Source organism: Bacillus sp. FSL R12-0074 (assembly GCF_038005725.1).
Taxonomy (GTDB): domain Bacteria; phylum Bacillota; class Bacilli; order Bacillales; family Bacillaceae_G; genus Bacillus_A; species Bacillus_A mycoides.
In genome coordinates, this window is record NZ_JBBOTR010000001.1 from 4454372 (window position 1) to 4478715 (window position 24344).

25 protein-coding genes and 3 other annotated features (1 of these 28 cut by a window edge) are annotated in these 24344 nt (G+C 36.3%); of the genes, 6 read left to right on the forward strand and 19 right to left on the reverse strand.

Features of this window, described 5'->3' with window-relative positions; translation table 11 throughout:
* Positions 1-68, reverse strand: a binding site (T-box leader) (it extends 161 nt beyond the left edge of the window).
* Between the two features lie 92 nt (positions 69-160).
* Positions 161-958 (reverse strand): TrmH family RNA methyltransferase, encoded by a 798-nt coding sequence (locus tag NSS97_RS23115; protein WP_131929188.1) that lies wholly within the window; start codon positions 956-958, stop codon positions 161-163.
* An 82-nt stretch (positions 959-1040) separates the two neighbouring features.
* Here NSS97_RS23115 and sspI point away from each other — a divergent pair, with 82 nt between their 5' ends.
* The 5 genes from sspI to NSS97_RS23140 all read left to right on the forward strand — a co-directional run bounded on the left by sspI (position 1041) and on the right by NSS97_RS23140 (position 3736).
* Positions 1041-1250 (forward strand): small acid-soluble spore protein SspI, encoded by a 210-nt coding sequence (gene sspI / locus NSS97_RS23120; protein ID WP_000009511.1) that lies wholly within the window; start codon positions 1041-1043, stop codon positions 1248-1250.
* Positions 1251-1429: 179 nt separating this feature from the next.
* The gene (locus NSS97_RS23125; protein ID WP_107887382.1) at positions 1430-1987 is read left to right on the forward strand and encodes an HD domain-containing protein; all 558 of its coding nucleotides are present in this window, start codon (positions 1430-1432) and stop codon (positions 1985-1987) included.
* Positions 1988-2127: 140 nt separating this feature from the next.
* Positions 2128-2841, forward strand: coding sequence for a CPBP family intramembrane glutamic endopeptidase (locus tag NSS97_RS23130; protein ID WP_044442269.1), 714 nt, complete (start codon positions 2128-2130; stop codon positions 2839-2841).
* A 142-nt stretch (positions 2842-2983) separates the two neighbouring features.
* The gene (locus tag NSS97_RS23135; protein WP_107887381.1) at positions 2984-3355 is read left to right on the forward strand and encodes a DNA-binding protein; all 372 of its coding nucleotides are present in this window, start codon (positions 2984-2986) and stop codon (positions 3353-3355) included.
* 24 nt (positions 3356-3379) lie between these two features.
* Positions 3380-3736, forward strand: a complete 357-nt coding sequence (locus NSS97_RS23140; protein ID WP_016092408.1) for a hypothetical protein — start codon at positions 3380-3382, stop codon at positions 3734-3736.
* A 20-nt stretch (positions 3737-3756) separates the two neighbouring features.
* Here NSS97_RS23140 and NSS97_RS23145 read toward each other — a convergent pair whose 3' ends face one another.
* Together NSS97_RS23145 and NSS97_RS23150 are read right to left on the reverse strand one after the other, a co-directional pair.
* Positions 3757-5550 (reverse strand): DHA2 family efflux MFS transporter permease subunit, encoded by a 1794-nt coding sequence (locus NSS97_RS23145; RefSeq protein ID WP_107887380.1) that lies wholly within the window; start codon positions 5548-5550, stop codon positions 3757-3759.
* A 12-nt stretch (positions 5551-5562) separates the two neighbouring features.
* Entirely contained in the window at positions 5563-6216 is a 654-nt protein-coding gene (locus tag NSS97_RS23150; protein WP_060751310.1) for an HlyD family secretion protein, read from the reverse strand.
* A 296-nt stretch (positions 6217-6512) separates the two neighbouring features.
* Between NSS97_RS23150 and NSS97_RS23155 the strand changes: the two genes are divergently transcribed.
* Positions 6513-7130, forward strand: a complete 618-nt coding sequence (locus tag NSS97_RS23155) for a TetR/AcrR family transcriptional regulator (RefSeq protein WP_002015467.1) — start codon at positions 6513-6515, stop codon at positions 7128-7130.
* Positions 7131-7171: 41 nt separating this feature from the next.
* Here NSS97_RS23155 and NSS97_RS23160 read toward each other — a convergent pair whose 3' ends face one another.
* The 16 genes from NSS97_RS23160 to polA form a co-directional block, all read right to left on the reverse strand.
* Positions 7172-8257 carry a M42 family metallopeptidase gene (locus NSS97_RS23160; RefSeq protein ID WP_002088917.1) on the reverse strand — a complete coding sequence of 362 codons (1086 nt, stop codon included), beginning with the start codon at positions 8255-8257 and terminating at the stop codon, positions 7172-7174.
* Positions 8258-8326: 69 nt separating this feature from the next.
* A complete protein-coding gene (locus NSS97_RS23165; RefSeq protein ID WP_002015469.1) occupies positions 8327-8818 on the reverse strand; it encodes a dUTP diphosphatase in 492 nt (163 codons plus the stop codon).
* Positions 8819-9333: 515 nt separating this feature from the next.
* Positions 9334-9690 (reverse strand): 50S ribosomal protein L20, encoded by a 357-nt coding sequence (rplT, locus tag NSS97_RS23170; RefSeq protein ID WP_001138364.1) that lies wholly within the window; start codon positions 9688-9690, stop codon positions 9334-9336.
* 38 nt (positions 9691-9728) lie between these two features.
* Positions 9729-9929, reverse strand: coding sequence for a 50S ribosomal protein L35 (gene rpmI, locus NSS97_RS23175; RefSeq protein WP_001125945.1), 201 nt, complete (start codon positions 9927-9929; stop codon positions 9729-9731).
* Between the two features lie 21 nt (positions 9930-9950).
* A complete protein-coding gene (infC, locus tag NSS97_RS23180; RefSeq protein ID WP_002015470.1) occupies positions 9951-10454 on the reverse strand; it encodes a translation initiation factor IF-3 in 504 nt (167 codons plus the stop codon).
* Between the two features lie 63 nt (positions 10455-10517).
* Positions 10518-10638, reverse strand: a sequence feature (ribosomal protein L20 leader region).
* 206 nt (positions 10639-10844) lie between these two features.
* Positions 10845-12782 carry a threonine--tRNA ligase gene (gene thrS, locus NSS97_RS23185; protein ID WP_002190845.1) on the reverse strand — a complete coding sequence of 646 codons (1938 nt, stop codon included), beginning with the start codon at positions 12780-12782 and terminating at the stop codon, positions 10845-10847.
* Positions 12783-12830: 48 nt separating this feature from the next.
* Positions 12831-13058, reverse strand: a binding site (T-box leader).
* A gap of 31 nt (positions 13059-13089) precedes the next feature.
* Positions 13090-13971: a putative sporulation protein YtxC gene (ytxC, locus tag NSS97_RS23190; RefSeq protein ID WP_002088921.1), complete on the reverse strand. Its 882-nt coding sequence runs from the start codon at positions 13969-13971 to the stop codon at positions 13090-13092.
* A 232-nt stretch (positions 13972-14203) separates the two neighbouring features.
* A complete protein-coding gene (dnaI, locus tag NSS97_RS23195; RefSeq protein ID WP_002015473.1) occupies positions 14204-15142 on the reverse strand; it encodes a primosomal protein DnaI in 939 nt (312 codons plus the stop codon).
* A 33-nt stretch (positions 15143-15175) separates the two neighbouring features.
* Positions 15176-16582: a replication initiation and membrane attachment family protein gene (locus NSS97_RS23200; RefSeq protein WP_044442255.1), complete on the reverse strand. Its 1407-nt coding sequence runs from the start codon at positions 16580-16582 to the stop codon at positions 15176-15178.
* 145 nt (positions 16583-16727) lie between these two features.
* Complete coding sequence (gene nrdR, locus NSS97_RS23205) at positions 16728-17189, reverse strand: transcriptional regulator NrdR (protein ID WP_001203686.1); 462 nt, start codon at positions 17187-17189, stop codon at positions 16728-16730.
* Between the two features lie 196 nt (positions 17190-17385).
* On the reverse strand, positions 17386-17769 hold the full coding sequence (speD, locus tag NSS97_RS23210; protein WP_181295502.1) for an adenosylmethionine decarboxylase: 384 nt from the start codon (positions 17767-17769) through the stop codon (positions 17386-17388).
* A 385-nt stretch (positions 17770-18154) separates the two neighbouring features.
* A complete protein-coding gene (locus tag NSS97_RS23215) occupies positions 18155-19183 on the reverse strand; it encodes a glyceraldehyde-3-phosphate dehydrogenase (RefSeq protein ID WP_002129350.1) in 1029 nt (342 codons plus the stop codon).
* Positions 19184-19292: 109 nt separating this feature from the next.
* Positions 19293-19895: a dephospho-CoA kinase gene (gene coaE, locus NSS97_RS23220; RefSeq protein ID WP_002129351.1), complete on the reverse strand. Its 603-nt coding sequence runs from the start codon at positions 19893-19895 to the stop codon at positions 19293-19295.
* 53 nt (positions 19896-19948) lie between these two features.
* The gene (ytaF, locus tag NSS97_RS23225; protein ID WP_002129352.1) at positions 19949-20581 is read right to left on the reverse strand and encodes a sporulation membrane protein YtaF; all 633 of its coding nucleotides are present in this window, start codon (positions 20579-20581) and stop codon (positions 19949-19951) included.
* Between the two features lie 72 nt (positions 20582-20653).
* Complete coding sequence (gene mutM, locus NSS97_RS23230) at positions 20654-21484, reverse strand: DNA-formamidopyrimidine glycosylase (protein WP_002015480.1); 831 nt, start codon at positions 21482-21484, stop codon at positions 20654-20656.
* Positions 21485-21496: 12 nt separating this feature from the next.
* Positions 21497-24130 (reverse strand): DNA polymerase I, encoded by a 2634-nt coding sequence (polA, locus tag NSS97_RS23235; protein ID WP_341114129.1) that lies wholly within the window; start codon positions 24128-24130, stop codon positions 21497-21499.
* Positions 24131-24344 lie beyond the last annotated feature (214 nt).

Below are 24344 nucleotides of genomic sequence, written 5' to 3' on the forward strand. Positions count from 1 at the left end.
TTCAGTCTACGGCACTCTCTCCCTATATGGCGATTTTGTAAGCTACTCTTCTCTATCAACGTTTTTCATTAATATACTTTTATTATATGTTCAAAAAAGTTCGATACTCATTTCACCACTTTTTTATGAACATGCACTTCAACTTATTATAAGAAGTTTTTTATCGATTCGCAACTGGGCTTTGTAAATAATACGTTAAAATCCCTGCTGCAACCGCAACATTTAATGATTCTGCCCCGCCGTAAATCGGAATATACAAGTTTTGATCACTTTTCGCAAGAATTTCTTGGCGTACGCCGCTTCCTTCATTCCCTACAATTAATGCAAAACTTCCAGCCGGGGTTACTTCACCAAATGGAACTCCATTTTCAAGAGCTGTTCCATATACAGGGACGTTATTTTCTTTTAACTTGTCTATCCATTCTTCTAAGTTCCCTTTCACAACCGGTAAGTGGAAAATAGAACCTTGTGTAGATCGTAGTACTTTACTATTATAAACATCAACGCACCCTTCTCCAAGCACAACGGCATGAATACCAGCTGCATCCGCTGTACGAATAATCGTTCCCAAATTACCTGGGTCTTGAAGGCCGTCTAATAAAAGAAATTTCCCATCAGTAAGAGCTACTTCTTTCTCATGTTTCTCACAAACAGCAAATACACCTTGCGTTGTTTCTGTTTCGCGAAGTACTTTTACAATTGCTTCAGGCACAATATACATTTCAACATCATTAACTGTCCAATCTTTCGGAAGATTTGTCTGATCTGAAACGATAAGTTCTGTTACAACTCCTGCCTTTAACGCTTCCTCTACTAAATGGAATCCTTCTACAAAAAATAAAGCTTTGTTATCGCGCTCTTTTTTCGTCTGCAGCTTTTTCCACTGCTTCACACGCGGGTTTTGTACTGAATCAATGTTTTTCATAATATGTATTTCCCTCTCTTCTTGTCTTATCATTATAGCCTATTTTTCATACATATTTACATAAAAAAGAACAAAAACTAACGTCAGTTTCAATTCTGAAGAAGAGGTGAAGATAATGAGTTTTAATTTACGCGGCGCGGTATTAGCGAATGTATCTGGAAATTCACAAGACCAATTACAAGAAACGATTGTCGATGCAATTCAAAGCGGTGAAGAAAAAATGCTTCCAGGTCTTGGCGTTTTATTCGAAGTCATTTGGAAAAATGCTGATGAAAATGAAAAACACGAAATGTTAGGAACACTGGAGCAAGGATTAAAAAAATAAACAATAAAAGGTCACCTTAGAAAAAAAACTAAGGTGACCTTTTATGTCTATAAAATTTTTCTTCTCCTAAACATTTCTACTTTACTAACGCTACCCCGATGGAGTACAATGTTCAAAATACATTTAAACCGATCGATTTTTCTTCATGTACATCATTAGATAAAAGGAGTGAATGTTTTATGCAACGTATTACGCTTGAACAAGTTTTTAAACATCACATTACACAAAAATATGTAAACCGTTCTGGAATGGTCCACGCGATTGCTGTCGCTTATCATGCGTTTCACTTAGCCAAAAAGCATCACGCCTCAGTCGATGCTGCGACAAAGGCTGGCTTCCTTCATGATATCGGACATCATACGTGGTACACAGGCGGCGAATGGGACTATGACTTGTATAAAAAGAATGATATACATGCGATTAAAGGAGCAGAAAGATCTCATAAATTGCTTATTAGATTAGGAGAACATCCTAAACTAGCAAAAGAAATTTCTGTTGCAATTCTTCTGCACACTGATTCTTTCCTACTAGAACAAACACTTGAAAGAACACCTCTACAAAATGTTATTAAGTGGGCGGATGAAGCCGATGAAGAACCAGGTGGCGCACACCATTATAGAACTATTTCTTATGAAAAAGCATTGAAAGCAATTCAGCAATTAGACCGATTGGTAGAGCTTGAATTACAAATAGAGCAAAAGAAATTGAATGACAAGGCAGAACATAGTTATCAATGAGAAAGAGGCATCACTATAGGGTGATACCTCTTTTATTATTTTCACGAAAAATACACCTTTATATGTAATATTTAAATATTACACCCGAAAACAAAATACTTTATAATTAAATATACAAATATAAAGAGGTGATTTTACAAATGCAACCCGTTACACAACTTTCTAATGAGCAGAAATACTCTATGTCATGGGGACAATTTATTAGCTCCGTTTTATTCGCTTTTTTCGGAACCGGACTTATTACTGTGTTCCTCGCAATGCCCTTAACAATTTATACAGCCGGTCTTACAGATAAAAAACAAATTGCCCTGTATGAATCTATTGCAAATACTGCAAGTATCGTATTACAACTAGCCGTGTTGTTATTCTTCATTTTCAAATTTGAACCCGCAAAAAAATTACTACTAAAATCTTTTAACTTTAAAGCACTTAAAGAATGGCGTACATACGTATACTTACTTCTTTTCTTCGCTATAAACATTATACTCAATTACATCTTGTTAAATTATGTGTTCCAAGACGCAACGAAGCAGCAATCTTCCGCACTAAACTTAGACGTTTTTAAGCAGTATCAAATATTATTACTTCTCGGCTTCGCTATACTCACACCAATTTTTGAAGAGCTTATTTTCCGTGGCTTTATACTTCGCTTCTTCTCAGAGCGCTTTCCATTTTGGATTGCAGCCATCATAACAAGCTTCTTCTTCGGTATCGCTCATACATACTCACTTGGAGTAATGGTAATTACTTTCTTCATGGGATTATTAATGGCTATTTTATGTAAAAAAACAAAATCCATTATTCCAGCTATGTTATTTCATATTATGAATAATATGTTAGCATTCTTGAGTTAGAAAGAGGTGTCATCGCGATACCTCTTTTATTAATTCGTATCATCACTTCTCATTTCTATCAATTTATACATATTTATTAATAATATCCAAAATAAACCTCATGTAGTAAAATATAACTCATCACCATAGAAGGAGATTATTTATGTCGAGCTTACTTTGGATTTTTTATATGCCACTTCTTGTTTTATGCGGATTTTTCGGTGGTATTTTTTTTATTATTACTAGCATTAAACATCTTAAATTATTTGTGGGTTTAATGGGGCTACTTAGCCTATCTTTTGTCATACTACCTTTTGTTTTTTGGGGCATGGGGGTGAATAGCGATACGATCCTCCCTATTTCAACTACTTTATATTGGATACTGTTTTCTTTAACTGGATTATTGGCAGGATTAAATGGATTACAGGCAAAGATTAAAAGTATACGTAATATGGGATTCATTATTTTTATCGCTGGCATATTAGGGGTTATTTTCTGGGTACTTATGTCTGTAGGGGATTCATTCTATATATAATATTTTATCGGAGGTAATACAGAAGTGTTTGGAATATTAACTTGGATGGTTTTGGCTCTTACTTTGATGTTATGCCAATTCATCGTTGGCATTTTTTTAATTATTGCTGGCATTAAATATCGTAAATCACTTACTATTATAGCTGGTTTGATTAGCATATCGCTTATCTTTGTTCCTATCATTTGTATAGGTTTTGGAATAGATTTAGAGGGGATGGTTCCAATTTCAGGAACTTTATATTGGTGTTTCTTCTCTTTAGCTGGACTATTAGCTATTATAAGTGGAAGACAAATATCCAGCATTCGTGCTATGGGAACAATTTTGTTTATAACAGGGCTGTGCTCCGTAGCTGGTTATCATTTTTTATATCTAACTCTTTAAAAGACAAAAAAGCAGGGAATTTAATTCCCTGCTTTTCTATTTGATTTATTGCCTGATGGTAAGAAGAACGATAACACCCAAGCAATACCAGCTAATATAGTTGCAATTAAGAAGGCATCGTTAATACCGTTAATTGCAGATAGCTTTGAAATTTGTCCGAATAATAGTTGTGTACTCATCGCATCTCCTGCTTGAGCTGATCCGGCTAATGCCGCTAAGCTTTGGCCCATACCGTGTACTTTATCAACTAAAATCGGGTTTGACGTTGTTAACATATTGCCGTAATCCGCTACGTGAGCAGTAGTTTGTTGCGTCATAAGCGTGATTAATATCGCTGTTCCAATTGAACCAGCTACTTGTCTTGACGTATTTTGCGTTGCTGTACCGTGAGAAATTAATTTCATCGGCAGTGCATTCATACCAGCTGTCATAATTGGCATCATAATGAATGACATACCAATTGAGCGTATAATATAATCCGTCATAATAACGCTATACGGTGTATCCATCGATAACGTTGTAAATTTATATGTCGCAAATGTTGTAATGGCTAATCCGACAATTGCTAACGGACGAATACCATACTTATCAAATAGTTTACCTGCAACTGGTCCCATGATCCCCATAATTAATGATCCTGGAAGTAATAATAAACCAGATTCCATCGGTGTAAAACCGCGAATGTTTTGCAAGTATACTGGAAGTAATAACATACCTCCGAATAAGGCCATCGTTACAATCGCGTTAATTACTAATGTGAAAGTGAACGTCGGATATTTAAACACTTGTAAATCAAGCATTTTATTGTCTGTTGTTAACTCTCTCCAAATAAATACAGCTAAACCAATGACACCGATGATAAGTGTTATAACAACTTCTGCACTAGTCCAGCCATTATTTCCAGCTTCACTAAATCCGTACAGTAAGCTACCTAGTCCAATACTTGAACTAAAAACACCGAATACATCTAACTTTGTTTTAGACACTGGCTGAGCTAGTGTAAAGAATTTAAAAGATAAGAACGTAATAATTAAACCGATAACAAACATCCCATAGAACATTAAGTTCCAGCTATAGTTTTCAATTACCCAACCTGTTACAGTTGGTCCGATAGCTGGTGCTAAAATCATAGCTACCCCAAGTAACCCCATAGCTGCTCCGCGTTTATTAGGCGGGAATAATGTCATGAAGATATTCATACCAACTGGCATTAAAATACCTGCACCAACCGCTTGAATAACACGGCCTGTCATCATCATTGTAAAGTTTCCTGATGTAGCACAAATGATAGATCCTACAGTAAAGAATAACATTGCTGCTATGAATAATTTACGATACGTAAACCGTGAAACTAAAAATGCACTGATTGGTACTAAAATTCCGTTTACAAGCATGAAGCCTGTAATTAACCATTGTGCTGTTGAAGTTGATACGTTAAATTCATTCATTAATGGAGGCAATGCAACATTAATGATCGTTTGGTTTAAAATAGAAACGAACATACCGAGAATTAGTACAGCTACAACTGCCTTTACATTCACATTCTCTACCGGCAATTGTCTCTTCAGCATTTCTTTTTCCTGTTTTACTTGCTCTTGCTTCCCTGTTTCTAATTCCACTACGTTAGAAGCTTCTGTTTCTTGTTTTTGTTCAAGTTCTTTCTCTACTGTTTCTGCTTGACTTACTTCTATCTTACTTACGGCTGGGACTTGTTCTTCTCCCACATTCGTTTTTTTCTTTCGTAAAAGACGATTTATAAGGAAGAAGACGATTATACAAAATAGTGCATATCCTACAATTGCAATTGAGGACATCTCATCTCCCCCTTACTTATGAATACGAACTGACACATTCATTCCAGGAACAATATTTACTGATTTACTATGATCTAAAGAAACTTTAACTGGGACAACTTGCTTTACTTTCGTATAGTTCGCTGTTGCGTTACTTGATGGTAACATCGAGAATGTATTCGCTGTTGTTAATCCAACTTGTTCTACTTTTCCCGTTAACGTTGTATCTGGGTATGCGTCTACATACACATCTACTGTTTGGCCTTTTTGAACATCATCAATATTTGTTTCTTCAATATTTGCTGTTACCCATAAATTGCTCATATCAAATGCATAAGCAATTGGGCTACCTGCCCCAACGAACGCATTAGTTGTTGCATTTGATTGTACAACTGTTGCATTTTGCGGAATTGTTACATCTACTGTTTGCTCACCATTTGCTCCTGCTACAGTAACCGCACCTAATTTATCGTTCTCATTGTAATTTTTTCCGACTTCAACTTTCCAGTCTGTTAATTTACCTGCTACTGGTGATGCAATTGGGATTACTTTCCCGTCAATCTTTGCATTTTCTGTTTTTAAATAGTTTTCCGCTTGATTGTAATAGTAATAACCGCCAATACCGCCGCCAACTAATACAATTAATGTGATAATGTTGATAATTACCATTCTTCGAAACTGATTCATTGCATTCCTCTCCTTATATCGCATATAATTTTTTTCTAAACTATTTACATCCTTAGTGTTTATATTGTTTAATTGTTAATTATATTAACCTTTAAACAAAAAAAGCACACCTTTTACGACGCAAACTATGTTTTGTCTGCATCCTAGCGGTGCTGATTTCTAAAGGACTATCGTTTATAATTATAAATAATTATCCTGAATCTACAACCAACAATTTAAACCTATATGTTGTTTAAACAACATTACACTATACATGTGTTGTTTAAGGTTAAAAAATTAAACGAGGTGAAGTAAAAATGTCTATTAAAAATACAAATGATCCACGTGTAAAACGAACGAGACAACTCATACAGGATGCTTTTGTCGCTTTAGTAGGCGAAAAGGGCTTCGAAAATGTAACTGTGCAACATATCGCGGAACGCGCTCCTGTAAATCGTGCTACATTTTATAGCCATTACCATGATAAATATGATTTATTAGAAAAAAGCATAGAAGAAATGTTAGAAAAACTAGCTGCAGTAATTAAACCACAAAATCGAAATAAAGAAGATTTTCAGCTCACTTTTGATTCACCGCATCCAACTTTTTTAGCTTTGTTTGAGCATATCGCAGACAATACTAATTTCTATAACGTTATGCTCGGCGATAAGGCAGCTGGAAACTATTCTTATAAAATGATGAAAACAATTCAAACACATTTAACATTAAGCCTATCTATTTCCCAGCCAGATGATGAAGACCTTATGGTCCCTCGTGATATTCTTATTAGTTATGTTACAGGCGCTCATATCGGAATGATTATGTCATGGTTAAAAAGAGGCATGATTTATACCCCACATTTCATGGCAATGCAATTAACTCGCTTAATTATTTTAGGAGCTCATACTGCAGCAGGATTAGAAAGACCGTTTTAAAAATGGAAAAAGCGAAGGAGGTTATCCTTCGCTTTTTTCTATTAATTAAATGTAATGTTATGTACAGCCTCTTTATCAAGACGTTTAATAACTTCTACAATTAACTTCACTGCGTTTTCATAATCATCACGATGTAACATTGCTGCATGAGAATGAATGTAGCGTGTCGCAATCGTAATTGCCATAGATGGGATACCATTTACAGAAATGTGAATTGCTCCTGCGTCCGTTCCCCCGCCCGCTACAGAATCATACTGATATGGAATTTGTAATTCATCCGCAACATCAACAACGAAATCACGTAAACCTGTATGACCAATAACAGAAGCATCATATAGAATGATCTGCGGACCATCACCCATTTTACTTTGTGCTTCTTTTGCCGTTACACCTGGTGTATCACCAGCAATACCTACATCTACTGCGAATGCGATATCTGGCTTAATATAGTTTGCAGATGTTTTCGCACCACGAAGACCAACTTCTTCTTGTACAGTCCCAACGCCGTATACAACATTTGGATGCTTTTCATCTTTTAATTGTTTTAATACGTCAATTGCAATTGCACAACCAATTCGGTTATCCCATGCTTTTGCAAGTAACATCTTTTCATTCTTCATCACTTGGAATTCGAAGTACGGTACAACTTGATCTCCTGGTCGTATGCCCCACTCCATCGCTTCTTCTTGGCTAGAAGCACCAATATCGATGAACATGTCTTTAATTTCAACTGGCTTTTTACGAGCTTCTGGAGGTAAAATGTGCGGTGGTTTTGAACCAATTACACCTGTTACATCTCCTTTACGCGTTACAATCGTTACGCGCTGTGCAAGCATAACTTGCGACCACCAGCCACCCACCGTTTGGAAACGAAGGAAGCCTTTGTCATCAATTTGCGTAATCATAAAGCCGACTTCATCTAAATGACCTGCAACCATAATTTTCGGGCCGTTTTCTTCCCCAACTTTTTTCGCAACTAAACTTCCTAAATTGTCAGTAGAAAGTTCATCTGCAAACGGCTCAATATATTTCTTCATTACTTCACGTGGTTCGCGCTCGTTACCCGCAATACCGCGTGCGTCTGTTAATTCTTTTAGCATTGTCAATGTCTCGTCTAATTTTATCATTGCCAACACCCTCCTTTTTCTTCAGTCACTTTATTATACAAAAGGAAATTGAAATATTCAAAAATTAAATTAGTATCCTTGTGTTTGACGCTGATGATTTACTTCATTTTTATCTAAATATGCTTTTTCAATTTCATCTTGTTCAAATTCAAGCGCTTGTCCAAGGCGAAGATAGCTTGTAAATAGTTCAATATAGTTCGTAATAGAAGGTTGATCTGTAAAACGAATTACTTTCGCATATGTGTCTAAGAAAATTTCCACTTGTGTTTTATTCGTTTGCGCACATTTATAGAATAAGAAGTTTTTATCAATTCCTAAATCGATTCCGATTGATAAAATAAAATGTAAACCATCTACGTATTCTTCTAATATTACTTCACGTTCTGAAGCTGGTTTATTGCTCCAATATTTAAAACAACGTGTTTCATTTGCAAGTTCTCCAATTTCTACAAGAAGAGCTAACATTTTTTCTTTTAACAATTTCTTCGGTTGTAAGTCATGTTCTTTCACAATACGGTCATCTAATTCTTTTTGTAATTTAAATAGTTGTAGTAAGTCCATTCTATTGTCCTCCTCCAACATCGCATTTTCCGCAACAATGTTGTTTCATCTCAAAGTTCATTATTATTTTTCGTTTCTTATTAACAAGTCAGCTACCTACATCTTTATAAAGATAGCTTGTCCTTAATTTGCAAATACGTTTCAATCATCACTCATAGATTGTTCATTTGATGAAAGTTCCATATCATCTTTCCATTATAGCAGTGTCGTTTCTGCTAGGAAAGATGCACTTCTTCACGAATGAGTTCAAATAAAAAAAGTCAGGAGGATTCTCCTGACTTTATATATATATTCTTTTATATCGCTATAGCTTTTATATTGATTTTGTCATATCGATAACGACACATCCGTTAATCTTTCCTACTTTCATGTAAAAGCCTCCTCGTTATCGTTACAAAAATTCTTACAAGCACATCTTAATATACTTGAGCAAGAAATAACGATAATAAGTGGAGGATTTTACAATAAATGCAAATAAAAAACCTTAGAAGAAAATCTTCTAAGGTTTTAAACAATTAGTTAATGTTGTTTTTTGCAACTGTTGCTAATTCAGCGAAAGCTTTTTCGTCATGAACAGCTAAGTCAGCAAGCATCTTGCGGTTAACTTCGATGCCAGCATTTTTTAAACCGTGCATTAAGCGGCTGTAAGAAAGACCATTCATACGAGCTGCTGCGTTGATACGTGTAATCCATAATTTACGGAAGTCACGTTTCTTTTGACGACGGTCACGGAATGCATACATTAGAGATTTCATAACCTGTTGGTTAGCAACCTTAAATAATGTACTCTTAGAACCGTAGTAACCTTTTGCTAATTTTATAACTTTTTTACGACGTTGACGAGTAACTGTACCACCTTTTACTCTTGGCATAATATTACCTCCTAGTTTGTTCTATATATCAGCCGAACTTATTTTAAGTTGTCAAGCATTTGACGAATGCGTTTGAAGTCACCAGCGCTAACTACACCAGCTTTACGTAGTTTACGTTTAGCTTTTGTAGATTTGTTAGCGAATAAATGGCTTGTGTAAGCGTGAGAACGCTTCAGTTTACCAGATCCAGTCTTTTTGAAACGCTTTGCAGCGCCGCGATGAGTTTTTTGTTTAGGCATAGGTATTTCCTCCTCTATCTATTACTTATCGTTTTTCGGTGCTAAAACTAAGAACATACTACGTCCTTCCATTTTAGGCTTAGATTCAATTGTACTAACTTCAGCACAAGCTTCTGAGAAGCGATCTAAAACACGTTGACCGATTTCTTTATGAGTAATGGCACGTCCTTTAAAGCGAATTGACGCTTTAACCTTGTCGCCTTTCTCTAAAAACTTGACAGCATTACGAAGTTTTGTGTTAAAGTCATGTTCATCAATTGTTGGACTTAAACGAACTTCTTTCATGCTAATTACTTTTTGATTTTTGCGCTGTTCTTTTTCTTTCTTCTGTTGCTCAAAGCGGAATTTACCGTAGTCCATAATGCGGCATACTGGTGGTTTCGCATTTGGAGCAACCAATACTAAATCAAGATTAAGACCTGCAGCTAAGTCTAAAGCGTCATTACGAGACTTGATTCCAAGTTGATCGCCGTTTGCGCCAACTAAGCGTACTTCACGTGCACGAATTTGCTCGTTAATCATCATATCCTTGCTAATAGTAAGCCACCTCCAAGGTTTTCTTAGAATACGTTTTGCAATTGTAGAACCCGAACAAAAAAAGTGCGGGCACACGGCACCCACACTTGTAATATCTTTAGTAAGAAATACATTTACCTGCTAACTGCGAATGCGTCCATCAGGTGAGAAGCGGGTGCTTCTACTTGTCAAAACCATATTCTATTATCCTTGATGAGTTTATCATAGGACATGACGTCTGTCAAGAAGACGCGATGTGTTTTACTAACAACAAGAAATATTGTAACAAACAACCAGCATACTTGCAATACTTTTTTATGATAAGTATTGTTTGGTTATTTTTTCTAGATTTTCTTTTTTATAATACATAAAAAAGCCGCGGTATACCGCGGCTCTTTCTTATCGTTTTCCTTCTACCTTAATCATGTCAACAAACGCATCTAATGCGATTGTTTCTGATTTTTGTTCACCATATTTACGTACGTTAACGCCATTTTCAGTAACCTCATTGTCACCTACTACAAGCATGTACGGAATCTTTTGCATTTGTGCTTCACGGATTTTGTAACCAATTTTCTCTTCACGAGTGTCTAATTCAACACGGATACCAGCACGTCGTAATTCATCTTGTACTTTCTTCGCATAGTCTAAATGTACTTGCGGAGAAACTGGAATTACTTGCGCCTGAACTGGAGCTAACCAAGTTGGGAATGCGCCTTTGTATTCTTCAATTAAGAAGGCTACGAAACGTTCCATAGTTGATACAACACCACGGTGAATTACAACTGGACGATGTTGTTTACCGTCTTCACCAACGTAAGTTAATTCAAAGCGTTCTGGAAGTAAGAAGTCTAATTGTACAGTTGAAAGTGTTTCGTCTTTTCCAAGAGCAGTACGAACTTGAACGTCAAGTTTCGGACCATAGAATGCCGCTTCACCTTCAGCTTCATAGTAATCAAGACCCATTTCATCCATAGCTTCTTTTAACATACCTTGTGCTTTTTCCCACATCTCATCATCAGCATAATACTTTTTAGTATCTGCTGGGTCACGATAAGATAGACGGAATGAATAGTTTTCTAAACCGAAATCTTTGTACACTTCTAACGTTAAGTTTACAACACGTTTTAATTCTTCTTTAATTTGATCTGGACGAACGAAAATGTGCGCATCATTTAAAGTCATTCCGCGTACACGTTGTAATCCAGATAATGCTCCAGACATTTCATAGCGGTGCATTGTTCCAAGTTCCGCAATACGGATTGGTAATTCACGGTAGCTGTGAATATCATTTTTATAAACCATCATATGGTGAGGGCAGTTCATTGGACGAAGAACTAACTCTTCATTATCCATTTCCATTGATGGGAACATGCCATCACGGTAATGGTTCCAGTGACCAGAAGTTTCATAAAGCTCTCTACTTCCTAATACTGGAGTGTATACGTGATCATAGCCTAAGCTTGCTTCTTTATCAACGATGTAACGCTCGATAATACGGCGAATTGTTGCACCTTTTGGTAACCAAAGTGGTAAACCTTGTCCTACTTTTTGGCTATTAGTAAATAGTTTTAACTCTTTACCTAATTTACGGTGATCGCGCTCTTTCGCTTCTTCAAGCATACGTAAGTGCTCATCTAATTCTGCTTTCTTAACGAATGCAGTACCGTAAATACGTTGTAACATTTTATTATTGCTGTCGCCGCGCCAGTAAGCACCTGCAACACTTAATAATTTAAATACTTTAATTTTCCCTGTAGATGGAAGATGAACACCACGGCATAGGTCGAAGAATTCGCCTTGCTCATAGATTGAAATAACTGCATCTTCTGGAAGATCGTTAATTAAATCTAATTTTAACTCATCGCCGATTTCTTCAAAGCGACGAAGTGCTTCTGCACGTGGTACTTCATGACGAACGATTTCTAAGTTTTCGTTCACGATTTTTTGCATTTCTTTTTCGATTTTCTTGAAGTCTTCAACTGTAATTGCTTCTTCCATATCAATATCGTAGTAGAAGCCATTTTCGATTACTGGACCAATGCCAAGCTCAAGCTTAACATCTTTATATAAACGTTTTAACGCTTGTGCTAAAAGGTGAGCTGTTGAGTGGCGTAAAATATATAAGCCATCTTCAGAATCTAATGTAATAATAGAAACTGCACCATCTTCTTCGATTGGTGTAACAAGATCGATCATCTCATCGTTTAATTTTCCAGCCACAGCTTTTTTCTTTAAGCCTGGGCTAATAGAAGCTGCGATTTCTTCAGTTGTTACTCCTTTTGGAAACTCCTTCACAGCTCCATCAGGGAAAGTAATTTTAACTACATCTGCCATCACTGGTCACTCCTCTTTTTTTTCAAAATAAAAAACACTCATCCCATAAAAAGGGACGAGTGTTGAATTCGTGGTTCCACCCTTGTTCCAATTAACATTATTGTTAATTGCTCAAGTTCAACATAACGGTGTTGTCCGTTAGCAATTACTAGAAAAACGTTCACTGCTAAAGTTTAGAGGTGGTAAGTAATTATCCCGTACTAGGAAGCTCACACCCTAAGGCTTCCCTCTCTGAAAATCGTAGAAAACTACCCATGTCCTCATCATAACATTTCAATATATTTCATTTATGTAGGTAATTATATGCTCAAAAACTTAGAAAATCAAGGGCGTTACCTTTATTTTTTAAATTTTTCACATTGCGCTCAAATTCATGTAATCCATGTAGTTGCACTCGTTCCTGAAATACATTTCGCAAAGTAATAATCATATTATGATCTTGTTCTTTCGTATATAAATAAATCTTTTTCGGCGAAATAGAAAGAAGTGGTGCAATTACTTTCGTATCGATATATACATCCTGTTTCTTTAATAATTCTTCATCTATATATTGAACCAATTTCTCCTGTTTTAAACGCCTACCTTTATCATCATAGAAAATAAAACTTTCATCAAAAATAAGATGTACACAGGACAAACGTGATTTCCGGCTACTTACTTGTTGGCGAAGTGTCTCAATGAATATTTGGTATTCCTGCTCCATCTTATACTCATCAATTGCAACTTCAGCAAGCTTAGTTACCATTTCCCTATATGTACGAAGACGAAAACGAACGTATGATGAAAACGAGAATGAGAGCGGATCACAAAGCCAATCATTCAAAGACGACGCAATATAAGATTCAAATTTTTGACGTGTTAAATCACTAGCTACTCCTTTTCTTCTTTCCTTTAAAATCTCATGTGCCATATGCAATATTTGATGACACTCTTCTTGTTCTTCATAAAAAAACTTTTCCTTTAAAATGGTATGAATCCATTCATTTTGTTTCACATTCATAATGAAATATAGTAATACTGGCAATAAAATCTTTTCAATATAATTTGATTCACATAATGGTATATGAATAACAACCTTTTGTTCGTTTAAATATACACTTGTTTCCTTATATAAGGATTCTGTTCTTTTCGTTAGTTGTCTGTATACGTACACAGCATCATTTTTTTCTTCGAAGCAAATTTCAATCACTTTTGTCCCCCCTTTTATCCCCGCTCTAAAGGATTGCATCTATACGTTACAAATCCTATAAGAGTCCGATCTATGGAAGTTCACTCTTAGTAGAACCTATCTCCCATTGTTAGAACATCCACTCGATATGGCTTGCTAATTTTATATATATTAAGGGAGGGAGAAAAAAATGATACAAGCTACTCTGAAAAAATGATTAAAATGAAAAAGAGCAAGCTTCTCAGCTCGCTCTTTACTTATTACGACGGTTCTTCCCGCCAATTGGGATTGGTTTCGCTAAATATTTAATTCGTTCCATAATACGGGCCGCTTTCATCTCTTCTGCTTCACCGCGCTGTGTATACGTTAAATGATGTTCCAACTGTTTGAAATCAAAGTTAGATGTAAAGAACGTCGGTAAGTTTTCCAACATACGGAATTGCAAGATTGCACCGAGTACATCGTCACGTACAAAACTTGACATTGCTTCTGCCCCGATATCATCTAACATTAATACTTGTACACGTTTGACAGCATCAATCTTTCCGCTAATCGAATTATCTTGAATCGAACTTTTGATTTCACGTAAAAATTCAGGGAAGTATACGAGCATCGAACTAATTTTCTTTCGCGCAAGCTCATTTGCAATTGCCCCTAAAAGATACGTTTTCCCTACACCAAATTTACCGTACAAATATAAACCTTGTGCTTTTTTACCTGGTTCGTATGTGTTTAAAAATTCATTCGTTGCACCTATTGCATCAATACGTGCGTCTAAATCTGAAGGGTCTAAATTTTCCATAGTTGCCTGCAAAATGTCAACTGGCATATATACACTTTGAACGAGTTTTTCATATTTTTTCCTCTCATCATATGCTACTTTTCTAATACAACGATCGTATTGAATATCAATCATCTTACCTTGAATGACGAGCTTCGGCTCATATCCTTGTAGCATATTTTTACATGACCCTAAATCTGGACAATCCGCACACCCTACACTTTGTCCAATATATTCATATAACTTCACAAGACTTCGTTCAATCATAGAAGTCGTTACTTCACCTTTATGTTCGTCTATAAATTCTTTCACACGAGGGTGCGCCATCACTTCTGCCTTTAAGACTTCATATCTATTTTTAAAGTTTTTATTTTCCATTAATTTCGTAAATGAATTTTGAATATGCTCCATTTTCTCACCTCAAAGAGCGTTCATTTTCTTTTATTAATCACGCTTATATTTTTTCAATACTTCTTCTAATCGTTTCCGTTCATCTTCTAACGTACTTGCATCTTTTTTCGCACTTACGTCATTTTTTACAGGTTCTTTCTCTTCTTCTTTCGACTCTTCTTTAAGCCAATCTGGTACCATTTCTTTTCGCACTGTTTTCTTCGCTGTACGACCTTTTTTCTTCGTCTCAGCCCACTCTTGATATTGACGATTCTCTTCTTTCGCTAGCGCCATCGCCTCGCCTACTGTACCGACCTTTTTTCGCGCCCAATGTCCAGCAATCTTCTCGACATACGTTTTAGCAAGCTTCATATCTGAGCGTAGCATAACGTAATAAATAAGTACATTCACAACCCCTGGCGTTAACTTTTGATTTATCATTACATCCTCAACGATTTGCAAGTCCGCTTTCGTCGCCTCTGCACCGCCTGAAATCTCTTTCAATAGTTGTTTTGGCGAGATTTCCTCTAACTGTTTCATTAGCATCTCTTCTTGCGTAGATGGCTCTTTCTCTTTCATTGTACGAGCAGCATGAGGTTGCACTCTTTCACTTAATACAGGTAACGCTTGACCATTTTCGAATTGATACCAATCGCGTGCTCCCTTCCGAAGCCTTTCGATATCAATTGTTTGCACTTCTGTCACTGCGCCAAGAACGATATTTTGCATCGATAACACATCCACACCGTACACATAAGCGAGTGTAATAACACATTCTCTCACTTGATCTGTAATCGCCTTTTTAGGAACAAGGGCTGATAATCCGTCTACAAATAAAGAGAGATCAAAGAAATCGTTCCAAACTTTCGGAGCATCCCCATTCTCGTTACTTGGCATAATTGTCGTTTTCGGGATACGCAGTTCTTCTTGCGCATATTCAAACTGACCTGGGTTAAACGAATCAAATATATCGTTGAAGGAGCGCGTAACATTTTCATAAGAAGCAAAATCGAATTCTTCTTCTAAGAAATATTGCTTTACTTGGTTGTATTTTGTCCGACTCAAGCGATTATATAAAAAGATACTTAAAACAATATCATCAAAAAACTGCTTCGGAGATAAAGGTGGTTGCAATTCATATATAAACATCCGAATATCTTTTTCTTTCTTAATATATACATTTAAAAGACCAATCGCTTCTAACTTTACTCGTTCCCCATATATTTCAGGAAGTTGCATTTGCATAGTCACCATAAGGGAGTGATGTGTATTCTCTTTTCCAAACACACGATCTTGCTCTAACTCTCCCCATAGTGTCATGTATAAGCTAAAAGCTCTACTACCTATTAACGGCTGATACAACATCGTTAATACTTTCCGGTCGTAATTATGTAACAACCCTTTCGCACTTACTTTATAACGATCAATCGGCAATAGCTCCATCCATGACTGTTTTTCCATTCTTGCTTTTCCTTTCTCTCATCCAATCTAGCCTACATTTCACTCGTTCTATCTTTATTATATAATTTATTAGCGAAAAAGAGCTATTAGCTTCCGCTTCTAGCTCTCTTATCTCGTTTACTTACAGTATATAAAGAGATTCCTTCTATTCTCTCTCTTTTTGCAGTATATCTTTTAATTCTTCAATAAATACATTTAAATCTTTAAATTGACGATACACAGAAGCAAAACGTACGTAAGCAACATCATCAATATCACGAAGTTCTTCCATAACAATTTCACCAATCATATCACTTTTCACTTCTGATATACCTAAGTTACGAAGTTCACGCTCCACACTTTGTGTTACTTCCTCTAACTGCCTTAAAGATACAGGTCTTTTTTCACACGCTTTAATTAAACCGCGTAAAATTTTCTCTTTATTAAACTCTTCTCGTGTTCCTTCTTTTTTAACAACGATAAGAGGTGATTCTTCTACTCTTTCAAATGTCGTAAAGCGACTTAAACAACTTTCACACTCTCTTCTTCTTCGAATAGAGCGCCCCTCGTCTACCGGACGCGAATCTAACACTCTTGTTCCATTATGAAAACAGGATGGACAACGCAATTCATTCACTCCTTTACACTATAATCTTTATTCTTTCGCTACTCACCTACATGTGAAAATATATATACAATATTATATAACTCATTCTTCTATAATGACCACTCTAAGTTATTACATATCGTGATCCTATTTTATATAAACTAAAAAAGAGGTGCATTATACACCTCTTTACATTTTAAATCAATTATGTTCTTTTTTAAAGAGCTTTTGTTTCTCTGTGCTTAATTTCGAAGCTACCAGTGCCTCGAGGAAGCTCGATGCTCTCACGCGTTTTCGCGTTTAAACCTTCTGCAATATATTCTGCAGCAACATTTGGATCAATACGATCCCCACAAGTATAAACATCAATACTTGCGTAACCGTGCTCCGGAAAGCTATGAATTGTTAAATGTGATTCCGAGATAATTACTACTCCACTTACACCTTGTGGTGCAAATTTATGAAAAGCAACCTCACGTACTTCAGCACCAGCTCTTAGTGCTGCATCCACAAATAATTGTTCAATATACGGCATGTCATTAAGCTTGTCGAAATCGCAATCCCAAAGTTCAGCAATCACGTGACGACCCATCGTATCCATAGTATCCATTCTACAGTTCCCCCTTGTAAATTTATTCTAACTGTTCGAATTGAAAACTAATTTGCAATTTGGCTTGCTCCACTACCACGGGGGAAAGTTAGTCCAGAGAGGTCCTAACCCTTTAAGTAGTGACTACGTACCTCAGCTCTTAAGTTTACGAGTGTTAGTATACTTTGTTTATTTTCATTTTGCAACAACAGTTTTTTCGATTTTCTGTCATATTTTCCTCTTTACTTTTCCCTAAAAAAAATTAATGATTCACGAATACAGTAATCCCAACGTTTCGTGGTATGTCCACTATTTAAAAATATACTTATATAATTTTTTTCCTTTTCAGAAAAAAATAAAAAAGAGGGCAAATTTTCACTTGCCCTCTCTCGTTCACTTAAATATGTTGCACATTTTTTTGTTTCGCTAATTCATCAACAACTAACGTTACAAGATCTACAACACGACGAGAGTAGCCCCACTCGTTATCATACCAAGCAAGTACTTTCACTTTACGATCACCCATTACCATTGTAGACAAACCATCAATAATAGCTGAGTGTGTATTTGTATTAAAATCGATAGACACTAAAGGCTCTTCGCTGAATTCTACAATTCCTTTTAATGCACCGTTTGCAACAGTTTTGAACGCTTCATTAATATCTTCAACTGTTACATCACGTTTTACGTCTACTACTAAATCAACAAGAGACACGTTTGGTGTTGGTACACGAAGGGCCATACCATGAAGTTTTCCGTTTAAGTGTGGAAGAACTTTTGCTAGCGCTTTTGCAGCACCCGTCGTTGTTGGAATGATAGACTGTCCGCAAGCACGCGCTCTTCTTAAATCTTTATGTGGGTTATCAATATTTTTTTGGTCATTTGTATAAGCGTGAACAGTTGTCATTAAACCGTTTTCAATTCCGAACTGCTCATCTAACACCTTTACAACAGGCGCTAAACAGTTTGTTGTACAAGATGCATTTGAAATAACAGTATGCTTTGTGATATCTAATTGGTCTTCGTTCACACCAACTACGATTGTTACATCTTCATTTTTACCAGGTGCTGTTAAAATAACTTTTTTCGCTCCAGCTTCAACATGAAGAATTGCTTTTTCTTTAGAGTTAAATTTACCAGTTGCTTCAATTACAACTTCAACACCTAGATCTTTCCAAGGCAACTCCTTTGGATCGCGGTTGTTTAAAAGGCGAATCATTTTCCCATCAACTAGTAAGTGATCTTCAAATGCTTCCACTGTTCCGTCAAACTTTCCATGAACTGTATCATATTTAATTAAATGCGCTAACGTTTCTGATGGATAGCTTGCATTTATTGCTACAATTTTGAATGCGCTTTCTTTTATTGCTTGACGAAATACCATTCTCCCGATACGTCCAAATCCATTAATTGCCACACGAGTCATAATATGTTATCCCCCTTGAATGCGTTATACTATTTATCTCCAATCCCAATAATAGTATAACACAAAAAGGAGATATGTCACTAAGCATTTTCATTAATTTCACAATTTTTTAATCAATAATGTTCCATTCTTTCAAAATAGAGGCTAATTGTGTTTTCGTTCCAGTAATTGTGCCATCATTATAAATTACTTCATCTGCCTTCTTTACTTTTTCTTCTAATGGCATTTGAGATTGAATACGAGCCGTTGCTTCTTCTTCTGAAAAGTTATTTCGTTTCATTAAACGTTCCAATTGCGTATTCGGTGTGACTGCTACAACTAAAACACGATCAACGAGATTTGTTAATTTACTTTCAAACAAAAGAGGGATATCTAACACAACCGCTTGCATACTTTCTTTTATGTACATCTCCTTTTGTGCATTCATTTCTTCACGCACCGCAGGATGAACAATTTCGTTTAACTGCAATCGTTTTTCTTCATTATAAAAAACGACACTCCCAAGCTTTGGTCGATCAAGCTCTCCATCTTTTTGTAACACTTCCGTTCCGAACACCTCTACAATTTTGTTATATGCCGGTTTTCCTCGTTCTACAACTTCTCGCGCAATAATATCTGCATCAATAACCGGTATACTCATTTCACGAAACATTTCTGATACCGTACTTTTTCCGCTTGCAATGCCTCCTGTTAATCCAATTACTACTGTCATAATAATCCTCCTCACAATATTAAAGGCGCGAAACTAATGTTCCACGCCCATACTTACATTTTCCAAATTCCAATAATAATGAGTAATACCCCAGGCAGGAATGTAAATTTTTGTAACCATTTCATATTTGATAAAATCGTACCGAGCTTCATTCCAATAAATAAAAATAAAGAACTCATAACCGCGACTAATACCGCCATCATCGCGGGTGCATAACCTAATAAAGATGCACCAATTCCAGCACCAAACGAATCTATAGAAAGAGCGATACCGAGAAGTAGCGCTTCTCCTGCAGAGATAGTTCCTGATTTATCAAAATCTGCAACAGTCGGCTTCCGCAAAATTTGAATCACTAACCCTAGCGAAGCAATTTCTAGTTTCCAAACCTTCTCCTCTTGCTTCGGTTCTTCTTTTTTATCACTTCGAAAAAATTGATATAATACCCAAATACCTATTCCAATAAGAACAAATCCGCCGATACGCGTTGCGATAACAGGTGAAAATATTTTCGCGATCATATGTCCAATTCCCATGGAAACGAGCATTACAGCTGCTGAACAGATCCCGATAATTATAATTGATCTTAGTGGAATTCTTACGCTCCTTAACCCGTATGTTAGCCCTACACTACAGCTATCTAAGCTTAATGTAAAAGCTAATAAAATAAGAGATAAATAAAGGTACATCGGTAAGCTCCTCCCTTATACATAGCTCTGCTCTATGTATATGACAAATGCCTATCCGATGTTATCCCTTTTCTATATTCTAGGTTGGCAAATTGGGCAGTAATGTGTTCCCCTTCCGCCAACAACTGTTTTTTCTAATAGCGTACCGCAAGTCACACACGGTTCTCCTTTTTTCCCATATACATTTAGAAGTTCCTGGAACGAACCAATTTGTCCTTGTGAATTAATATACGTTCTAATTGTACTTCCGCCTCGCTTAACAGCTTCGCCCAGCGTTGTAACAATCGCCTCGTAAATTCTTTCTATTTCTTCTTCTGTTAAAGATGCAGCTTCTCGTTCTGGGTGAATTTGAGAACGGAATAACACTTCATCTACATATATATTTCCAAGCCCTACTAAAAGACGCTGATCTAATAATACGACTTTTATTTTACGATTTGTTTTTTGCAATCTTTCTTGTAAATACTGCGGTGTCAATTCAGCATCAAATGGCTCCGGGCCTAAGTCAGCAAGAGGCATTTGATTCAACTCTTCACCTTTCTTAAAGAGATGCATCGTACCAAACTTTCTCACATCTTTATAATGTAATTCAGTTCCATCTGTAAATAAGAAACGGACGTGCGTATGTTTATCAATTGGCTCATCCTCTTGATGAAGTAAAAACTTACCTTCCATGCGCAAATGTGAAACAATTACATAGTTCGTTACATACAAAAGCAAAAACTTACCTCTTCGCTTTATATTTTCAATTGTCTCGCCTCTTAGCATTTCTTTAAAAATTTCTGCATCATCCGGTCGTTTTACTATTTTGGGATAAGTAATAACGACATCTTCAATCGTTTTTCCTGTTACAAGATTTTCAAGCGTCCGTCTAACGTTTTCAACCTCTGGTAATTCCGGCATTTCATCACGTCCTTATTTCGCATCGTACCAAGTTGGACCGTAAGAATAATCAACTTTCAATGGAACGGCTAGTTCAATTGCATGCTCCATTACTTCAGGTACAAGCTTCTCTAATTTTTCAATTTCTTCTTTTGGTGCTTCAAATATCAATTCATCGTGTACTTGCAGAAGAAGACGCGCTTGTAATCCTTCTTCTTCTAGACGATCTGCCATAATAATCATCGCTTTTTTAATAATATCAGCCGCACTACCTTGAATTGGTGTATTCATAGCTGTACGCTCAGCAAAGCTACGTAAATTGAAATTACGACTCGTAATTTCCGGAATATAACGGCGACGATTTAATAATGTAACCACATATCCTTTTTGTTTCGCATCTTTTACGATTTCATCCATGTATTCTTGTACACCAGGGAAACTTTCTAAATACTTTTCAATAAATTCCGCTGCTGCTTTTCTTGTAATTCCTAAGTTTTGCGAAAGACCATAATCACTAATACCATACACAATTCCGAAGTTAACAGCTTTTGCTTGTCGTCTCATGTTAGATGTTACTTCATCTTTCCCAACACCAAATACATCCATAGCTGTTTTCGTATGAATATCCATGTCATGTTGGAACGCTTCAACTAACCCTGGATCATTTGCAATGTGAGCAAGCACACGAAGTTCGATTTGTGAATAATCAGCCGCGTACATGATCCATCCTTCTTCTGATGGAACGAATGCCTGACGAATCTTTCTTCCTTCTTCTAAGCGAATCGGGATATTTTGTAAGTTCGGATCTGTTGAACTTAATCGACCTGTTTGCGTTAACACTTGATTAAAACGAGTATGGATTTTAGATGAATCTTCATGTACAACTTTCAATAAACCTTCAATGTAAGTTGAATTTAGCTTTCCTAATTGACGGTAATGTAAAATATTTGGAATAATTTCATGACGATCCATAAGTTTATCTAACACATCCGCCGACGTAGAATAACCTGTCTTCGTCTTTTTAATAACTGGTAAGTTTAAATTCTCAAACAGAATAACCCCAAGTTGCTTCGGTGAATTAATATTAAATTCTGTTCCCGCAAGCTTATAAATTTCCTGTTCCATTTCCTTTAATCTACCTGCAAGTTCTTCTCCCATATTACGAAGACGCTCCGTATCAACTTTTACACCTTTCACTTCCATATCAGCTAATACACGTGCAAGTGGTAATTCTAATTCCGTAAATAATTCATATTGCTCGTTCTTTTTTAATTCTTCTAAGAACGTTTGCTTTACATCATATAATACATGCACTTTACGAGCTACATGCTCCGCTACTACCTCTAGCTCCGGAACAGCACGCTTCGCACCTTTCCCGTAAACTTCTTCGTCAGATTTTACGGCATGCGTTTCTTTCATTTTCGCTACAGTACGGAAATCTTTATCTGTATCGGCTGGATCAAGTAAATAAGCGGCAATTAATAAATCAAAGTCAATCCCTTGAATATCTACACCTTTCCACTTGAGAGCAACGATAGCACGCTTCGCATCAAATGTATGTTTTCTCATTTCTCCATTTGCAAGCCACTCTTTAAAAGCAGCCGATTTAAGAGCAACATCGGCTGGAATGAAGTAACAACCATTTTCATTTTGAATACCAAAACCTTGAATATCGGCTTTATGATAATTATCTTCTTGCACTTCAACAATAAGCGCACTATCTTGCTGAAGCATTTCTTCTGTAACTTCTTCTACAATATCAAATGTAATATCATCTAATTCAGCTGGAGCCGTTTCCTCCGGCGTAACACCTAACTTATTTAAAAGGGATGTAAATCCTAAATTCTCGAACATTGGAATCAAATCGCTTGGTTCATACCCTTTATATTCCATATCATCTACATGCACTGTAATCGGTGCGTCTGTAATAATAGTCGCAAGTTCTTTACTCATAAGAGCTTGTTCTTTATTCGCTTCTAACTTTTCTTTTAATTTCTTTCCACTCACTTGATCTAAGTTTTCATATACTGCTTCTACTGTTTCAAATTGCGTTAATAATTTAATGGCTGTCTTCTCACCAACACCCGGTACACCTGGAATGTTATCCGATTGGTCTCCCATTAAACCTTTCATATCGATAATTTGCTTTGGTGATAAGCTATATTTCTCAAATAAAGCTTCTTTCGTATATTCATCTACTTCCGTAATCCCTTTGCGAGGAATACATACGAGTGTATTATCTGAAACAAGTTGCAGTAAATCTTTATCTCCTGAAATAACTTTAACATGAAACCCTTGCTCACTCGCTTCTTTCGCTAACGTTCCCATAATGTCATCCGCTTCATAATTTTCCAGCTCATAACGCGGTACATTGAATGCATCAAGCACCTCACGAATAAACGGGAATTGCTCTGATAACTCAGGTGGAGTCTTTTGACGCCCTCCCTTGTAATCACTATACGTTTTATGACGGAATGTTGTTTTCCCCGCATCAAACGCCACAAGCATATGCGTCGGTTTTTCTTCCTCTAGTATCCTCATTAACATCATTGTAAAACCATAAATTGCGTTCGTATGTATACCTTTGTCGTTATTTAAAAGCGGTAGTGCAAAGAAAGCACGATACGCGATATTATTACCATCTACTAATACGACTTTTTTTTCCAAACTACAAACCTCCCCATACATATTTGAAACGATTTTTTCCACAGAAAAAAACCGTTCCTGTCCTCTCTCTATATTAACATGACTAATAGAGAGAAGAAAAATAACGGTTTTTTTCTATCATATATAAACAGACTTACATTGGCATAAAGGGAAGTGACGAGAATAGCATAACTACTCTCGTCCAAAATTACTCCTTGGATGAAGGGGTTTTCAT

What these genes read in the sequence shown, in the direction of transcription:
- NSS97_RS23115 (WP_131929188.1), bottom strand. Translation starts at nt 958, where the DNA reads ATGATAAGACAAGAAGAGAGGGAAATACATATTATGAAAAACATTGAT.
- sspI (WP_000009511.1), top strand. Translation starts at nt 1,041, where the DNA reads ATGAGTTTTAATTTACGCGGCGCGGTATTAGCGAATGTATCTGGAAAT.
- NSS97_RS23125 (WP_107887382.1), top strand. Translation starts at nt 1,430, where the DNA reads ATGCAACGTATTACGCTTGAACAAGTTTTTAAACATCACATTACACAA.
- NSS97_RS23130 (WP_044442269.1), top strand. Translation starts at nt 2,128, where the DNA reads ATGCAACCCGTTACACAACTTTCTAATGAGCAGAAATACTCTATGTCA.
- NSS97_RS23135 (WP_107887381.1), top strand. Translation starts at nt 2,984, where the DNA reads ATGTCGAGCTTACTTTGGATTTTTTATATGCCACTTCTTGTTTTATGC.
- NSS97_RS23145 (WP_107887380.1), bottom strand. Translation starts at nt 5,550, where the DNA reads ATGTCCTCAATTGCAATTGTAGGATATGCACTATTTTGTATAATCGTC.
- NSS97_RS23150 (WP_060751310.1), bottom strand. Translation starts at nt 6,216, where the DNA reads ATGAATCAGTTTCGAAGAATGGTAATTATCAACATTATCACATTAATT.
- NSS97_RS23155 (WP_002015467.1), top strand. Translation starts at nt 6,513, where the DNA reads ATGTCTATTAAAAATACAAATGATCCACGTGTAAAACGAACGAGACAA.
- NSS97_RS23160 (WP_002088917.1), bottom strand. Translation starts at nt 8,257, where the DNA reads ATGATAAAATTAGACGAGACATTGACAATGCTAAAAGAATTAACAGAC.
- NSS97_RS23165 (WP_002015469.1), bottom strand. Translation starts at nt 8,818, where the DNA reads ATGGACTTACTACAACTATTTAAATTACAAAAAGAATTAGATGACCGT.
- rplT (WP_001138364.1), bottom strand. Translation starts at nt 9,690, where the DNA reads ATGCCAAGAGTAAAAGGTGGTACAGTTACTCGTCAACGTCGTAAAAAA.
- rpmI (WP_001125945.1), bottom strand. Translation starts at nt 9,929, where the DNA reads ATGCCTAAACAAAAAACTCATCGCGGCGCTGCAAAGCGTTTCAAAAAG.
- infC (WP_002015470.1), bottom strand. Translation starts at nt 10,454, where the DNA reads ATGATGATTAACGAGCAAATTCGTGCACGTGAAGTACGCTTAGTTGGC.
- thrS (WP_002190845.1), bottom strand. Translation starts at nt 12,782, where the DNA reads ATGGCAGATGTAGTTAAAATTACTTTCCCTGATGGAGCTGTGAAGGAG.
- dnaI (WP_002015473.1), bottom strand. Translation starts at nt 15,142, where the DNA reads ATGGAGCATATTCAAAATTCATTTACGAAATTAATGGAAAATAAAAAC.
- NSS97_RS23200 (WP_044442255.1), bottom strand. Translation starts at nt 16,582, where the DNA reads ATGGAAAAACAGTCATGGATGGAGCTATTGCCGATTGATCGTTATAAA.
- speD (WP_181295502.1), bottom strand. Translation starts at nt 17,769, where the DNA reads ATGGATACGATGGGTCGTCACGTGATTGCTGAACTTTGGGATTGCGAT.
- NSS97_RS23215 (WP_002129350.1), bottom strand. Translation starts at nt 19,183, where the DNA reads ATGACTCGTGTGGCAATTAATGGATTTGGACGTATCGGGAGAATGGTA.
- coaE (WP_002129351.1), bottom strand. Translation starts at nt 19,895, where the DNA reads ATGACAGTAGTAATTGGATTAACAGGAGGCATTGCAAGCGGAAAAAGT.
- ytaF (WP_002129352.1), bottom strand. Translation starts at nt 20,581, where the DNA reads ATGTACCTTTATTTATCTCTTATTTTATTAGCTTTTACATTAAGCTTA.
- mutM (WP_002015480.1), bottom strand. Translation starts at nt 21,484, where the DNA reads ATGCCGGAATTACCAGAGGTTGAAAACGTTAGACGGACGCTTGAAAAT.